General features: G+C 59.6%; 13 protein-coding genes and 2 rRNA genes (1 of these 15 cut by a window edge). 8 read left to right on the top strand and 7 right to left on the bottom strand.

The genetic code is table 11. The annotated features are described in order from the left end of the window. Together K3F44_RS03875 and rrf are read left to right on the top strand one after the other, a co-directional pair. Positions 1 to 1,680 (top strand): 23S ribosomal RNA (locus K3F44_RS03875) (it extends 1,213 nt beyond the left edge of the window). A gap of 126 nt (positions 1,681 to 1,806) precedes the next feature. Then, positions 1,807 to 1,922 (top strand): 5S ribosomal RNA (gene rrf / locus K3F44_RS03880). 99 nt (positions 1,923 to 2,021) lie between these two features. Here the strand turns inward: rrf and K3F44_RS03885 are convergent. Next, entirely contained in the window at positions 2,022 to 2,885 is an 864-nt protein-coding gene (locus tag K3F44_RS03885) for a universal stress protein (protein ID WP_101318336.1), read from the bottom strand. A gap of 151 nt (positions 2,886 to 3,036) precedes the next feature. Here K3F44_RS03885 and K3F44_RS03890 point away from each other — a divergent pair, with 151 nt between their 5' ends. Beyond that, positions 3,037 to 3,654, top strand: coding sequence for a tRNA-(ms[2]io[6]A)-hydroxylase (locus K3F44_RS03890; RefSeq protein WP_101318338.1), 618 nt, complete (start codon positions 3,037 to 3,039; stop codon positions 3,652 to 3,654). A gap of 30 nt (positions 3,655 to 3,684) precedes the next feature. Here the strand turns inward: K3F44_RS03890 and K3F44_RS03895 are convergent, their stop codons facing one another. After that, positions 3,685 to 4,002 (bottom strand): YqjD family protein, encoded by a 318-nt coding sequence (locus K3F44_RS03895; RefSeq protein ID WP_181089403.1) that lies wholly within the window; start codon positions 4,000 to 4,002, stop codon positions 3,685 to 3,687. Between the two features lie 131 nt (positions 4,003 to 4,133). On the opposite strand from K3F44_RS03895, the gene K3F44_RS03900 reads away from it, so the two are divergent. From K3F44_RS03900 to zapE, 4 genes are all read left to right on the top strand, one after another. Then, the gene (locus K3F44_RS03900; RefSeq protein WP_101318342.1) at positions 4,134 to 4,397 is read left to right on the top strand and encodes a hypothetical protein; all 264 of its coding nucleotides are present in this window, start codon (positions 4,134 to 4,136) and stop codon (positions 4,395 to 4,397) included. A gap of 144 nt (positions 4,398 to 4,541) precedes the next feature. Next, positions 4,542 to 4,856, top strand: a complete 315-nt coding sequence (locus tag K3F44_RS03905) for a hypothetical protein (RefSeq protein ID WP_181089402.1) — start codon at positions 4,542 to 4,544, stop codon at positions 4,854 to 4,856. 22 nt (positions 4,857 to 4,878) lie between these two features. Continuing rightward, complete coding sequence (locus tag K3F44_RS03910; RefSeq protein ID WP_150572836.1) at positions 4,879 to 6,030, top strand: PQQ-dependent sugar dehydrogenase; 1,152 nt, start codon at positions 4,879 to 4,881, stop codon at positions 6,028 to 6,030. A gap of 46 nt (positions 6,031 to 6,076) precedes the next feature. Next, complete coding sequence (gene zapE / locus K3F44_RS03915; protein WP_220633369.1) at positions 6,077 to 7,183, top strand: cell division protein ZapE; 1,107 nt, start codon at positions 6,077 to 6,079, stop codon at positions 7,181 to 7,183. 19 nt (positions 7,184 to 7,202) lie between these two features. Here the strand turns inward: zapE and K3F44_RS03920 are convergent, their stop codons facing one another. The 4 genes from K3F44_RS03920 to yegQ form a co-directional block, all read right to left on the bottom strand. Then, positions 7,203 to 8,201, bottom strand: a complete 999-nt coding sequence (locus K3F44_RS03920; protein ID WP_220633370.1) for an alpha/beta fold hydrolase — start codon at positions 8,199 to 8,201, stop codon at positions 7,203 to 7,205. Positions 8,202 to 8,277: 76 nt separating this feature from the next. After that, the gene (locus K3F44_RS03925; RefSeq protein WP_188035695.1) at positions 8,278 to 8,715 is read right to left on the bottom strand and encodes a YqaA family protein; all 438 of its coding nucleotides are present in this window, start codon (positions 8,713 to 8,715) and stop codon (positions 8,278 to 8,280) included. A 10-nt stretch (positions 8,716 to 8,725) separates the two neighbouring features. Further along, positions 8,726 to 9,154 carry a DUF411 domain-containing protein gene (locus tag K3F44_RS03930; RefSeq protein ID WP_181089398.1) on the bottom strand — a complete coding sequence of 143 codons (429 nt, stop codon included), beginning with the start codon at positions 9,152 to 9,154 and terminating at the stop codon, positions 8,726 to 8,728. Between the two features lie 152 nt (positions 9,155 to 9,306). Beyond that, positions 9,307 to 10,641: a tRNA 5-hydroxyuridine modification protein YegQ gene (yegQ, locus tag K3F44_RS03935; protein WP_220633371.1), complete on the bottom strand. Its 1,335-nt coding sequence runs from the start codon at positions 10,639 to 10,641 to the stop codon at positions 9,307 to 9,309. A gap of 130 nt (positions 10,642 to 10,771) precedes the next feature. Between yegQ and K3F44_RS03940 the strand changes: the two genes are divergently transcribed. Further along, positions 10,772 to 11,833, top strand: a complete 1,062-nt coding sequence (locus K3F44_RS03940; RefSeq protein ID WP_150572840.1) for an AI-2E family transporter — start codon at positions 10,772 to 10,774, stop codon at positions 11,831 to 11,833. A gap of 7 nt (positions 11,834 to 11,840) precedes the next feature. Here the strand turns inward: K3F44_RS03940 and K3F44_RS03945 are convergent, their stop codons facing one another. Then, on the bottom strand, positions 11,841 to 13,901 hold the full coding sequence (locus K3F44_RS03945) for a TonB-dependent receptor domain-containing protein (protein ID WP_220633372.1): 2,061 nt from the start codon (positions 13,899 to 13,901) through the stop codon (positions 11,841 to 11,843). Positions 13,902 to 13,951: the final 50 nt, after the last annotated feature.

The raw sequence follows: 13,951 nt of genomic DNA on the forward strand, positions 1-13,951 counted from the left end.
AGAAGCTTGCTGGAGGTATCAGAAGTGCGAATGCTGACATGAGTAACGACAATGCGAGTGAAAAACTTGCACGCCGAAAGACCAAGGTTTCCTGCGCAACGTTAATCGACGCAGGGTTAGTCGGTCCCTAAGGCGAGGCTGAAAAGCGTAGTCGATGGAAAACAGGTTAATATTCCTGTACTTCCGATTGTTGCGATGGAGGGACGGAGAAGGCTAGGCCAGCTTGGCGTTGGTAGTCCAAGTTTAAGGTGGTAGGCTGAGATCTTAGGCAAATCCGGGATCTCAAGGCCGAGAGCTGATGACGAGTTGCCTTTAGGCGACGAAGTGGTTGATGCCATGCTTCCAAGAAAAGCTCCTAAGCTTCAGACAATCGGGAACCGTACCCCAAACCGACACAGGTGGTTAGGTAGAGAATACCAAGGCGCTTGAGAGAACTCGGGTGAAGGAACTAGGCAAAATGGCACCGTAACTTCGGGAGAAGGTGCGCCGGCGAAGGTGAAGGGTTTACCCCGTAAGCTTTTGCCGGTCGAAGATACCAGGCCGCTGCGACTGTTTATTAAAAACACAGCACTCTGCAAACACGAAAGTGGACGTATAGGGTGTGACGCCTGCCCGGTGCCGGAAGGTTAATTGATGGGGTTAGCGCAAGCGAAGCTCTTGATCGAAGCCCCGGTAAACGGCGGCCGTAACTATAACGGTCCTAAGGTAGCGAAATTCCTTGTCGGGTAAGTTCCGACCTGCACGAATGGCGTAACGATGGCGGCGCTGTCTCCACCCGAGACTCAGTGAAATTGAAATCGCTGTGAAGATGCAGTGTATCCGCGGCTAGACGGAAAGACCCCGTGAACCTTTACTATAGCTTTGCACTGGACTTTGAATTTGCTTGTGTAGGATAGGTGGGAGGCTTTGAAGTGGGGACGCCAGTTCTCATGGAGCCATCCTTGAAATACCACCCTGGCAACTTTGAGGTTCTAACTCAGGTCCGTTATCCGGATCGAGGACAGTGTATGGTGGGTAGTTTGACTGGGGCGGTCTCCTCCCAAAGAGTAACGGAGGAGTACGAAGGTGCGCTCAGACCGGTCGGAAATCGGTCGTAGAGTATAAAGGCAAAAGCGCGCTTGACTGCGAGACCCACACGTCGAGCAGGTACGAAAGTAGGTCTTAGTGATCCGGTGGTTCTGTATGGAAGGGCCATCGCTCAACGGATAAAAGGTACTCCGGGGATAACAGGCTGATACCGCCCAAGAGTTCATATCGACGGCGGTGTTTGGCACCTCGATGTCGGCTCATCACATCCTGGGGCTGAAGCCGGTCCCAAGGGTATGGCTGTTCGCCATTTAAAGTGGTACGCGAGCTGGGTTTAGAACGTCGTGAGACAGTTCGGTCCCTATCTGCCGTGGACGTTTGAGATTTGAGAGGGGCTGCTCCTAGTACGAGAGGACCGGAGTGGACGAACCTCTGGTGTTCCGGTTGTCACGCCAGTGGCATTGCCGGGTAGCTATGTTCGGAAGAGATAACCGCTGAAAGCATCTAAGCGGGAAACTTGCCTCAAGATGAGATCTCACTGGGATCTAGAATCCCCTGAAGGGCCGTCGAAGACTACGACGTTGATAGGTTGGGTGTGTAAGCGCTGTGAGGCGTTGAGCTAACCAATACTAATTGCCCGTGAGGCTTGACCATATAACACCCAAGCAATTTGCTCATGCAGATTGCGGTGGTGAAGACGAAACGCTGAAGATTCGTACACAAACATCACATATCCGAATTTGCTGGGCCGTTCATCTGGACGTTCTGGCTACAGAATTTCTTGACGACAATAGAGCATTGGAACCACCTGATCCCATCCCGAACTCAGTAGTGAAACGATGCATCGCCGATGGTAGTGTGGGGTCTCCCCATGTGAGAGTAGGTCATCGTCAAGATTCATTTCGCAAAACCCCTATCTGCGCGAGCAGGTAGGGGTTTTGTCTTTTCTGGATCTTGGAATTTGGGGCTGCATAGCGGCCCCAATCAAGGCAGCTTCAGCCCCGAGCCAGCTCAGCAAGATGCGCAATCACCTGCTCAGTCTTCAGTACCAATACATCACCTTCAAGCTTATCCAGCACCACTTCAGCAGTGTTGCCGATCAACGCGCCGGAGATACCCGTACGGGCAACGGTGCCGATCACCGTTACCACGGCTTTGTATTTATCCTCGGTGTAAGGAATCAGCACATCTGCCGGCCCTTCAGCAATGTGTAGGCGATCATCAGTGATATCGAACTCAGCTTGAAACGCGCTGCACGCCTCGCGATAGCGTTGTTCGATACTGTCCCGGTTCTGGTACACCGGATCAGCTGCGGAGAGCATGGGGGAGGGGTGGGCACTGATCACGTGCAGTTCGCCCTTGGCCAGGCTGGCGATGCCAAAACCGTGATCGATAATGCTCGCATGCAATAGGCGGTGTTCCTCATCATGATTGCCCACGTCGACCGCTGCCAGAATCACCCCACCGGTCCAGGGTTGCTCGCTCTTGACCATCAGTACCGCGCAAGGGCACTGACGCAGTAGCTTCCAGTCGCTAGGGGTGAGTAATGCTTTCTTCAGGGGGTTATCCGGACGATGCTCCTTGATTACCAGGTCGCAACCCTCGGCTTGCTGGGCCTGGATGATGGCCTCATGTACAACATCGTGCCTGCTTTGCTCGAAGCTAATATTGTCGTAACCGTCTTCCTGCAGTTGGCCCGCCAATACGCTCAGCAGTGCCTGATGGTCGTGCTTTTTGTCGCACATCAGCAGGTGCATACGGGCGCCCGTCACCCCGGCAATCAGCTTGGCCCGGGTCAGCGCCCGGCTGTGGGCGTGGTCTGGATCGAGTACAACCAGAATGCTTCTGACCTGTTGCATGAGCATGGACTCCTAGAATGGGTGGCCGATGCCTGACTATAGACGGCGCGCTCACGGTTGCCGTTTGACGTATATCAAGCATAGTCGCTGGCGATCGCCGCTGCCCTCGGTATAATCGCCGACCCTGCCGCTGTTCAGTTGCCGTGAAATTATGTCCCTGATTCCCGAAGTCGAAGCCTTTCTCGGTTGTCGCACCCCTGATGCCTGGATCGAAGCAGCACTGGCCGATCAGGAGACGCTGCTGATCGATCACAAAAACTGTGAATTCAAGGCTGCCAGCACAGCTTTGAGCTTGATTGCCAAGTACAACGCGCACCTCGACCTGATCAACATGATGTCGCGCCTTGCACGTGAGGAGCTGGTTCACCACGAGCAGGTACTGCGCCTGATGAAACGCCGGGGCGTACCGCTGCGGCCGGTCCCGGCAGGGCGCTATGCGTCCAGCTTGCGCAAGCTGGTTCGCTCCCACGAGCCGGTCAAGTTGGTCGATACCCTGGTGGTGGGTGCTTTTATCGAAGCGCGCAGCTGCGAGCGCTTTGCCGCACTTGTACCGCACCTGGATGAAGAGTTGGGGACGTTTTACCACGGCTTGCTGAACAGCGAAGCGCGGCATTTTCTCGGCTATCTGAAGCTTGCCAATCAGTATGGCGATCAGGCCGACATCGCGCGCGTAGTGGAGAAGGTGCGCGAGGCTGAAGCAGAGTTGATCTGTTCAACAGATCAGGAATTGCGCTTTCACAGTGGTATACCGCTGGCTCTGGCCGCTTGATCAGCGGCTGAGCCAGCGATCTCGCCCGTATTACGAACGACGGCCCAGCAGCAAGCCGACTACCAGACCGAAGCCTGCAGACACAGCAACGGTCTGCCACGGGTGGCCACCGATATAATCTTGAGTGGCTTCGACCACCGGCTGCGCACGGTCGCGTACCGAGGAGGCAGCCTGACGAGCCTGGCTCAGCTTCTGGCTAATCTGGGCGCGCAGGGTATCGGCCTCTTCGCCAATCAGCGATGCACTTTGCTCGAGCAGACGCTCGGACTCTTCAATCAACGACTGCAGCTCGCTGAAGACCTGGTCCTTGATCTGATCGGTATCGATTTGGGTGGTTTTCCGGGCCATGAACAGCTCCTCGTTTGGTGATGGTTAGAACAATGGATACCTGCGCGGCGGGAAAGTTGCGCAGACGTTCCGGCCAATTGCCGCATCAGTGTAAGATAGCCGGCAAATTTCATGCAGCAGGGTAGATTTTCATGAGTTTCAATCTGGCCAACAGAAGCTTTGAAGAACGGGCGCAGATCGAAGCGGAGAAAGCGCGACTGTTCGAGTATTGGCAGAGCAACCTTGGCAAGGTCAAGGCTGAAGCCGGTCGCTTGATTTCCGAGAAGTCTCGTCGCAAGGGCAAATGGGCCGAGTGGGTCCGCGCCGAGCTAGATGCGATGACGCCTCAGGATTTTGCGATCATGGTCCGTAGCGAGGTCAATAAAATGATGGCCGCCGCCAACGCCAATCGCTGATCAGGTGCTGCTGTCGTTGGCGGCCCTCAGCCGCTAGACACGTCACGAAGCATCTGCACACGAATTCGCACTTTTAATACGAACCTGCCACGCCCTAGGCTATCCAACGCCTGAGCGTGGCTTTTTCGTTTTTGGAGGTGGCACATGAAATCTGTCTGGCCAGTCCTTGGCCTTGGTTTGTTGCTGGCGTTACCTGGCAGCGCCGCATTCGCTGATACCAGTGCGCTGGCGGCCAACAACAACCCCTACAACAGCCCGATTCAGCGCGCCAACCCCAATAGTCGGCAGGGCAGTGCGCCTGATACCCCACCCGTGCGCGGGCCCTCTACCCAGCCCATGCCACGTCCACCGACGCTGGACAATCGCGGTATCGGCAACGGTGACAACTTGCGCCGCCAACAACAGACCCCACGCCTCGAACCCAGTCGCCCGCCGCGTGACAGCCAACGCGCGCCGTGAGCTTTTCTGCAAGGAACCCCGCATGACTCCACGATCCTGGTTGACCAGCTTGACCGTTGCAGCGTTGCTGCCCGTATTTGCCCACGCCGCCTCCGAGCAGCAATTTCCCAGTGAAGAGGGTGAGATCACCGTCAGCACAGTAGCCAATGGCCTGCGTAATCCTTGGGGCCTGGCGTTTCTTCCAGGCGGTAAGGACATGCTGGTCACCGAACGCCCTGGCAACCTGCGTCTGGTGACCGCTGAAGGCAAGGTCGGGCCACCCCTGAGCGGCGTCCCCAAGGTCTGGGCGCAAGGGCAGGGCGGCCTGCTCGATGTAGTGCTGTCGCCAGACTTCGACAAGGACCGCACGGTCTACCTGTCGTTCGCCGAAGAAGGCGACGATGACAAGGCCGGTACTGCGGTTGGCCGCGGCCAGCTCTCGGCCGACCGCGCGCGTCTCGACAATTTCACCGTGATATTCCGGCAGATGCCGAAACTGTCTGAAGGCAACCATTTCGGCTCGCGGCTGGTGTTCGACCGGAACGGCTATTTGTTCATCGCACTGGGCGAGAACAACCAACGCGCCACCGCGCAGGACCTGGACAAGCTCCAAGGCAAGGTCGTGCGCATCCTCCCCGATGGTGAAGTACCCAAAGACAATCCCTTCGTTGGCAAATCAGACGTTCGCCCCGAGATCTGGTCGTTTGGCCATCGCAATCAACAGGGCGCAGCGCTCAATCCGTGGAGCGGCGAGCTCTGGACCAATGAGCACGGGCCGCGCGGTGGTGACGAGATCAACATTCCCCAGGCTGGCAAGAACTACGGTTGGCCGATTGCTACCCATGGCATCAACTACTCGCTGTTGCCGATTCCAGAGGCCAAGGGCAAGCACGTTGACGGCATGGTCGATCCCCATCATGTGTGGGAGAAGTCACCAGGCATCAGCGGCATGGCGTTCTACGACCGTCCTACGTTCAAGGCCTGGGACCACAACCTGTTCATCGGTGCACTGGCCACTCAAGAGCTGATCCGCCTGCAGCTCAAGGGCGATAAGGTGGTGCACGAAGAGCGGCTGCTGGGCGAACTGAAGGCGCGAATTCGTGATGTGCGCGTAGGGCCTGACGGCTACCTGTATGTATTGACCGACGCCAAAGACGGCGCGCTGCTGAAAGTTGGCTTGAGCAACGACCAGTAATCGCGATAACAGGTACCATGGCGTTTTCCCAAACGCTCACTGGCACATGGCTATCGATCCGCAAACGCTCTATCAGCAGGCTTTGCAGCAGGACGGCTTCGTTGCCGATCCTGCGCAGGCCAATGCCGTAGCCGCCCTTCAGCGGTGTTTCGAATCCTTGCAGACTGACCAGGCCGGCCCGGGCGTCTACCTATGGGGGCCGGTCGGTCGCGGCAAGACCTGGCTGATGGACCAGTTCCATCGCTGCCTGCAAGTACCTGCAAGGCGCCAGCACTTTCATCGCTTCATGGCCTGGGTGCATCAACGGCTGTTCCAGCTCAACGGCACCGCTGATCCGCTGCGAGCATTGGCCAGTGAGCTGGCCGGGCAAATTCGTGTGCTGTGCTTCGATGAGCTGTTCGTCAACGACATCGGCGACGCGATCATCCTTGGCCGGTTGTTCAGCGAGCTGTTCGAGCACGGTGTGGTGATCGTCGCCACCTCCAATCAACCGCCGACTGAGCTGTACCTGGACGGCTTCAATCGTGACCGCTTCCTGCCCGCCATTGAGGCGATGCAGCGGCATATGCAGATTCTGCCGGTCGTCGGCGAACAGGATCACCGGCTGCACCCAGGCCTCGCGCGTCAGCGTTACTGGTGTGTAGCAGACAATGCGACCAGTACCTTCGGCACGCTGTTCGAGCAATTGAGTGCCGGCGACGCTGGTTGTGCCGAGCCGCTGCAATTAGGTTCGCGACAAATCCGCGTGGTGCGCCGCAGTGACCAGGCCATCTGGTGTCACTTCAGCGATCTGTGCGAGCAACCGTTGTCGGCCATCGAATTCATGGCCTTGTGTGACCGGTTTCCGGCGATCCTCATCGATGCTATCCCTGCGCTAGGCGGCGAGCAGCGCGCCGGGCGCATTGCACGGGGCACCGAAGATGCTGCCGAGCGAGTAGCAGCCGGCGATCGCCAGCTGCCGACGTTGTCAGCCAAAGACGATAGCGTGCGCCGCTTCATCGCTTTGGTCGACGAGTGCTATGACCGCCGCGTTGCCCTCTACCTTGAGGCCCAAGTGCCGTTGGATGCGCTCTACACAAAGGGCTACCTGGCATTCCCGTATCAGCGCACCTTGAGCCGGTTACGGGAAATGCAGTTGCAACGCTTTGGCTAACGGTCCGCTCAGAGCTGGTTCATTTCTGCAGCCAGTCGATCAAGGTCTTGTGGAAGCGCCGCGGTTCTTCGATTTGCGGCGCGTGGCCCATCCCCTCAAAGACGATCAACTCGCCCTGGGGGATCAGCTTGGCCGCCTGCGGTCCCAGCGCCTTGTAGTTGCCCAGCTTCGCCTTGACCTCAGCCGGGGCAATGTCGCTGCCAATCGCGGTAGTGTCCTGATCGCCAATCAGCAGCAAGGTCGGCATCTTCAGGTTCTGGAACTCGTGATAAACCGGCTGGGTAAAGATCATGTCGTAGATCAACGCCGAGTTCCATGCCACGCGCTCATGCCCAGGACCCTGATTCAAGCCAACCAGCATCTGCACCCAGCGCTCGTATTCGGGCTTCCAGCGGCCGGCGTAGTAGGTCTTGCGCTCGTAGTTGCGCACGCCCTCGGCGTTCAGCTTGAGCTCACGTTGATACCACTGATCGACCGTTCGGTAAGGCACGCCTAGGGCTTTCCAGTCTTCCAGGCCGATTGGATTGACCATCGCCAGGCGCTCGACCTGCTGCGGGTACATCAGCGCATAGCGGGTGGCAAGCATGCCGCCAGTGGAGTGGCCGAGAATGATCGCCTGCTCGACCCCCAACTGCTCGAGCAGGGCGTGAGTGTTGCTCGCCAGCTGCTGGAAGCTGTATTGGTAATAGGCAGGCTTGCTCGACGTGCAGAAGCCGATTTGGTCCGGCACGATAACCCGATAGCCGGCTTTGCTGAGGGCGTCGATGCTGCTTTCCCAGGTTGCGCCACAGAAGTTCTTGCCGTGCATCAGCACTACGCTGTGACCGTTGGCCTTGCCTTGGGCAGGGACATCCATATAGCCCATTTGCAAGGCCTGGTCTTGCGAGGTGAAGTCGTAATGCTGGAGCGGGTAGGGGTAGTCGAAGCCTTCGAGTTGCTGCCCATAGGTGGGCGACTCGGCAGCGAACGCCGGGCTGCCGATTAGGCAGGCGAGGGCCAGGGCGGTTGCGCGCAGCATGGGGTCACTCCGTGTAGGACCATGTAGGAAAAAAGCGACTGTAGCAGCCCGACACGCGCAACCAGCGGCAAAGGTGTTACTGGCCGTTAACCCAGCCCAGGGTAATCAGCACTACCACCAGGTAACGCCCACACTTGGCGACTGTCACCAGCAGCAGAAAACGCCAGAATGGCTCGCGCATGATGCCGGCAATCAGCGTCAGAGGATCGCCGACCACCGGCATCCAGCTAAGCAACAGCGACCACTGGCCCCAGCGTTGGTAGCGTTGCTGGGCACGCTCCAGTTGGGCGCCACTGAACGGGAACCAGCGGTGCTCACGGAGCCGTTCCACCGCCCGGCCGAGCAGCCAGTTGACCACCGAGCCCAGCACATTGCCCAGGGTCGCGACCAGCAGCAGGGTCAACCAGGCATGCTGCTCGCGCAGCAGCAACCCGACCAGCACCGCTTCGGACTGCAACGGCAGCAGAGTGGCGGCGCCGAAGGCGCTGAGGAACAACGCCACAAGGCTCATCATCGGCCGCGGCTCAGTAGCTGGCCACCACCTCGTCGTTACCCTCATGGGTCACGCCGATCACCTGATATGAATCTTTGTGATCGCCCATCTCCATCCCTGGCGAACCCATCGGCATACCGGGTACTGCCACGCCCTTGAGGTCGTTGCGTGTGGCGAGCAGGCGCACTTGTTCGGCCGGCACATGGCCCTCGACGAACTTGCCATCGATAACGCCGGTATGACAGGAGGCCAGCCGCGGCGCTACGCCGAGGCGTTGTTTCACGGCGCTCATGTTCGGCTCGACGTGGTCATTGACGGTAAAACCGTTATCGCGCAGGTGGCTGATCCACTGCTTGCAGCAGCCACAGTTGGGGTCACGGTAAACGTCGATGGTCTCGGCAGCCTGAGCAAGGCCAGTGAAGGCCAGCAGGCCCAGAGCAATCAGGCGAGTACGCAGCATGGTCAAATTCCTCGGCAAGGGGCGGCCGCCTGCAGGCGGCAGGCTCGGCGCCAGCTTAACGCAACCGGCGTCAGCCTGCTGCAGACAGGCCAAAAGCGGCCAGCATGGCGCAACTCACCTGACAGCAAGCTGACGCAGTCATTACAGCGCTGTCAGCCGGAAGGCGCAGCACCCTCCAGATCACGCATCAGCAACGCGTAATCGAGTGGCACCTGCTCAGGGATAGGCAGATACACCACGTGGCCGTCGCCAGGCGCTACCTCGATCTCGCGCTGCTGCCGATCGTGCAGGCGGCTCAGTTCGAAATGGTAGTTGCCGCGGGGTGTCATCAGCTCCAGCTGATCGCCAAGGGCAAAACGGTTCTTGACCTTGACCTCGGCCAGGCCCTCGACCCGCACACCGGTCAGCTCACCGACGAACTGCTGTCGCTCGGACACCGAATTGCCGCGCTGGTAGTTCTGGTATTCATCGTGCACATGGCGGCGCAGGAAGCCTTCGGTGTAGCCACGCTGGGCCAGCGATTCAAGGTTGTCCATCAGGCTGCGATCAAACGGCCGCCCCTGCAGGGCATCGTCGATGGCCTGGCGGTAGGACTGCACCGCGCGAGCGCAGTAGAAATGGGATTTGGTCCGGCCTTCGATTTTCAGCGAATGCACACCCATGCGCGTCAGCCGCTCGACGTGTTGTACGGCGCGCAGGTCCTTGGCGTTCATGATGTAGGTGCCGTGTTCGTCCTCGAATGCCGGCAGCGCTTCACCGGGCCGATTGGCCTCTTCAAGCAGGAACACCTGCTCGGTCGGTGCGCCCAGGCCAAGAGTCGGTTGCACTTCATGGACGATGTCGCCGCTGACGTTCTCCACCGCTGCAGTGGCCTGATACTTCCAGCGGCAGGCATTGGTGCAGGTGCCCTGATTGGCGTCGCGCTTGTTCAGGTAGCCCGACAGCAGGCAGCGCCCTGAGTAGGCCATGCACAGGGCGCCGTGGACAAACACCTCCAGCTGCATAGCGGGTACCTGCTGGCGGATCTCCTCGATCTCTTCCAGCGACAACTCGCGCGAGAGGATGATTCGGCTCAGGCCAAGCTGCTGCCAGAAGCGCACGCTCGCCCAGTTGACCGTGTTGGCCTGCACCGACAGGTGCACCGGCATCTGTGGGAAGTGCTCGCGCACCAGCATGATCAGGCCCGGGTCAGACATGATCAGCGCATCGGGCGCCATCGCGATCACCGGAGCAAGGTCCTTGAGGAAGGTCTTCAGCTTGGCGTTGTGCGGGGCGATGTTGACCACCACGTAGAACTGCTTGCCCAAGACGTGCGCTTCGTTGATGCCCAAGGCCAGGTTGGCATGGTCGAATTCGTTGTTGCGCACCCGCAGGCTGTAGCGCGGCTGGCCGGCATACACCGCGTCGGCGCCGTAGGCAAAGGCGTAGCGCATGCTTTTCAGCGTGCCGGCAGGGGCGAGCAATTCAGGCTTGGCGAGAGAGGTCATGGGCGCACCGGAGCAAAGGGCGCGGATGGTAGTGGCTGGCCAATTCAGGCGCATTGATCTGGATCAACCCTCGCAGGGCACTTTTTCCGATCTCTGCTGCACTAAAGGTCTGAATCCCCGAGGAATACTCATGAACCAAACCGCACTACAGAACAGGGCACTGGCCGTGCTGCTGGCCGCCGTCACCATTGCCTTCGTCTGGATCATGTTGCCGTATTACGGCGCGATATTCTGGGCGGTGATCCTGGGCATCCTGTTTGCCCCTTTGCAGCGCAACCTGTTGATCCGTTTCAACCGCCGGCGCAACCTCGCCGCCGGTGTCTCTTTGCTGATCTGTCTGCTGATCGCCATCTTGCCGGTGATCTTCACCAGTGCGCTGTTGGTACAGGAGGGCGCCTCGCTGTACCAACGCATCGAGAGCGGCCAATTGGACATCGCCGGTTACGTTGAGCAAGGCAAGAACATGCTGCCAGCGTTCGCGCAGCACGGCCTTGACCAGATGGGCATGGGTAACCTCGATGGCTTGCGCGACAAGATCAGCAAGTGGGCCGGGCAAGCCAGCCAGATCCTGGCCAGTCAGGCGTTCAGCTTTGGCCAAGGCACGTTCGATTTCCTCGTCAGCTTCGGCATCATGCTCTACATCCTGTTCTTCTTCTTGCGTGAAGGGCCGGAGTTGGCGCGCAAAGTGCGCCTGGCGGTACCGCTGCCCGAGGATCAAAAGCGCCGCCTGCAACTGAAGTTCAACCGCGTGGTGCGCGCCACGGTCAAGGGCAACCTGCTGGTGGCGATCACTCAGGGTGCGCTGGGCGGGGTGATCTTCTGGATTCTGGATATCCCCAGTGCGTTGATCTGGGCAGTGCTGATGGCGTTTCTGTCGTTGCTGCCAGCAGTTGGCGCGGGGATCGTCTGGGCACCGGTTGCGGCCTACTTCATTCTGACCGGGGCAACCTGGCAGGGTGTGGTGCTGACGGCCTTTGGTGTGTTGGTGATCGGTATGGTCGACAACGTGTTGCGGCCGATCCTGGTCGGGCGCGACACGCGCATGCCCGACTATCTGATCCTGGTATCGACCCTGGGCGGCCTGGCGGTATTCGGCCTCAACGGCTTCGTGATCGGGCCGTTGATCGCTGCGTTGTTCATTTCCAGCTGGACCATCTTTACCGAAACCAAGCCGCAAGTGCAGTTGCCCTGAATCTGCCTTATTTCAAGCTGTAGGACACACCTGCATACACGCCGAATCCTTCCCCGGGCGTCGCCCGGGGTTGGTCGCTGCCTTGATCGTCATAGCCCGGGGTGACGCTGGCGCTGTAACGCTTGTTGGTCAGGTTGCGCAGGTCGAGCCAGGTTTGCCAGTCTTGTTGCGGTGAGTCCCAACCCAGTCGCGCACCGAACTGGGCATAGGCATCGGCGTGGTTGCTGTTGGCATAGTCGACCTGCACCTTGGACGCCATCTGTGTATTGACGCCGACATGGAAGCCGCTCGGCCAGTCATAGCGCAGCTCGGCCTGGTAGTAGTGCACGGGCAGGCCAGGCAGGCGGTTGTCGCCAAAGCGCTGGTCATCGCGGTAGTGAAAATCGCTGAAGGTATAGGCTTGGCGCAGGCTCAGCTTGCCGCTGCCTGATTGTTCCCAGAGGGTGCTGTCCAGGCTGGCTTCGAGCCCTTCATGCACCGTTGCGCTGGCATTGAACTCCTTGGCAGGCAAGCCTTGTACGAGTTCAACCGCCAGCAGCTCATGGCGAACCTGAGCGTAATACCAGGCCAGATCCCAGCGGCCGACGGCCGAGTTGCCTCGCGCGCCAAGCTCGAGCGTGGTCGCCGTCTGGTTTTGCATCTTGATTGGCTGGGTCGCAACCGTAGAACTCCAGATCAGCGACCACGGGTGCGGCGGCTCGACCGAACGGCTGAGGTTGCCGTACAGCTGCAAGTTTGGCTGCCAGTCGTAGCGCAGGCCGATCCGCGGGGCGTAGTCCCAATCGTGCTGGCTGACCTTGCCGCCACTGGCGGGATAGCTGACGTCGCTCTCACGGCGGGTGTAGATCATGGCCAGGCCGGTGGTCAGCCACAGGTCTGGGATCAGCTCCAGTTCATTACCGACGTGCAACACGGTATCCGAACCCTGATAACTGAAGTCGCGGCTGCGGGCGCCGAAATTATCGCCATTGGTGCGGGCAAACTGCGACGCACCGCTGTTAGGCAGGTGCTTGGTGGTACGCCAACCCACGGTGGTCTTGCTCTCGTGGCCCAGCAACGTGTCGCGGCGCAGGTAGTTCAGGGTGCCGCTGACATCGGTGTAGGCCACCTTCAGGCGCATTGGCCCTTCGCGCAGGTCCATCGGGAAATCGTGGTAGACCAACCCAGCTTCAACGCGGGCATCGTCCTCAAGGTAGAAGGTAGTCTTGTTGGCCACCCAGGTGCTGCCCGGCTGCGGGCGGCTGTCGTCACGGGCCAGGTAGGCGGCGTTGGCGGCCCGTGGGTCGTGCTTGATCTGCTCCTTGGTCAGGCGCCCGGCCAGTTCGTTCTCGGTTTCCCGGTAGCGCAGGTAGAAGCGCGTTTCCAGATTCGGGTTGAAGCGATAGCCAACGTTGGCAGCAAAGCCCTTGGCGCTGCCACTGCTGTGCTCCTGGTAACCGTCGTATTCCGAGTCGGTCAGGGCCACGTAGTAATCGAGCTTGCCCAGTACCTGGCCGGAACTGATCTGGCGATGGGCGTAGCCGCGGCTGCCGGCCTCATAGCGCACCTGCAGGCGATCGGCATCGTAACCGGTGTGGGTCACGTAGTTGATCGCGCCACCGAGCGTGAGCGCGCCCTGATCAAAACCGTTAGCGCCCCGCAGCACCTCTGCGCGGCTCAGCCACAGCGGCTCGAGCAGCTCGTAAGGCGTGCCGCCGGGGCCAGTCAGCGGCAAACCGTCGAACATCGTGTAGACCCCTGAGCCGTGCGCACCCGGCGCACGGTTGATACCCGAGCCGCGGATCGACAGTTTGATGCCCTCATTACCCGCGGACTGGGCAAACACACCCGGTTGATAGGCAAGTACGTCCTGGTTGCTGGCCAACCGCCCTTGTGCCACTTGCTGCATGTCTACCAGATTGGTAGCGCCCGGGACTTGTCGCAGGCGCTCGTCGGCCGCCTCCAACTGGCTTTGCGGCTGATCATTGATCAGCAGTTGATCCAGTTCTACGGGAGCGCTGGCCAGCACCGGGCAGCTGGCCGTACTGATCAGCAGGCCTAAGGCGCGAGAGGGTGGAACACAACGCATCGAACGACTCCAATGGCAGAGGCTTACAGGGCAAAGGAGGTCAGACGTAC

It is taken from the genome of Pseudomonas sp. S07E 245, assembly GCF_019599025.1.
Classification (GTDB): Bacteria; Pseudomonadota; Gammaproteobacteria; order Pseudomonadales; family Pseudomonadaceae; genus Aquipseudomonas; species Aquipseudomonas shirazensis.

What these genes read in the sequence shown, in the direction of transcription:
- K3F44_RS03920 (WP_220633370.1), bottom strand. Translation starts at nt 8,201, where the DNA reads ATGCTGCGCGCAACCGCCCTGGCCCTCGCCTGCCTAATCGGCAGCCCG.
- K3F44_RS03945 (WP_220633372.1), bottom strand. Translation starts at nt 13,901, where the DNA reads ATGCGTTGTGTTCCACCCTCTCGCGCCTTAGGCCTGCTGATCAGTACG.
- yegQ (WP_220633371.1), bottom strand. Translation starts at nt 10,641, where the DNA reads ATGACCTCTCTCGCCAAGCCTGAATTGCTCGCCCCTGCCGGCACGCTG.
- K3F44_RS03905 (WP_181089402.1), top strand. Translation starts at nt 4,542, where the DNA reads ATGAAATCTGTCTGGCCAGTCCTTGGCCTTGGTTTGTTGCTGGCGTTA.
- K3F44_RS03910 (WP_150572836.1), top strand. Translation starts at nt 4,879, where the DNA reads ATGACTCCACGATCCTGGTTGACCAGCTTGACCGTTGCAGCGTTGCTG.
- K3F44_RS03940 (WP_150572840.1), top strand. Translation starts at nt 10,772, where the DNA reads ATGAACCAAACCGCACTACAGAACAGGGCACTGGCCGTGCTGCTGGCC.
- K3F44_RS03885 (WP_101318336.1), bottom strand. Translation starts at nt 2,885, where the DNA reads ATGCAACAGGTCAGAAGCATTCTGGTTGTACTCGATCCAGACCACGCC.
- K3F44_RS03895 (WP_181089403.1), bottom strand. Translation starts at nt 4,002, where the DNA reads ATGGCCCGGAAAACCACCCAAATCGATACCGATCAGATCAAGGACCAG.
- zapE (WP_220633369.1), top strand. Translation starts at nt 6,077, where the DNA reads ATGGCTATCGATCCGCAAACGCTCTATCAGCAGGCTTTGCAGCAGGAC.
- K3F44_RS03900 (WP_101318342.1), top strand. Translation starts at nt 4,134, where the DNA reads ATGAGTTTCAATCTGGCCAACAGAAGCTTTGAAGAACGGGCGCAGATC.
- K3F44_RS03930 (WP_181089398.1), bottom strand. Translation starts at nt 9,154, where the DNA reads ATGCTGCGTACTCGCCTGATTGCTCTGGGCCTGCTGGCCTTCACTGGC.
- K3F44_RS03890 (WP_101318338.1), top strand. Translation starts at nt 3,037, where the DNA reads ATGTCCCTGATTCCCGAAGTCGAAGCCTTTCTCGGTTGTCGCACCCCT.
- K3F44_RS03925 (WP_188035695.1), bottom strand. Translation starts at nt 8,715, where the DNA reads ATGATGAGCCTTGTGGCGTTGTTCCTCAGCGCCTTCGGCGCCGCCACT.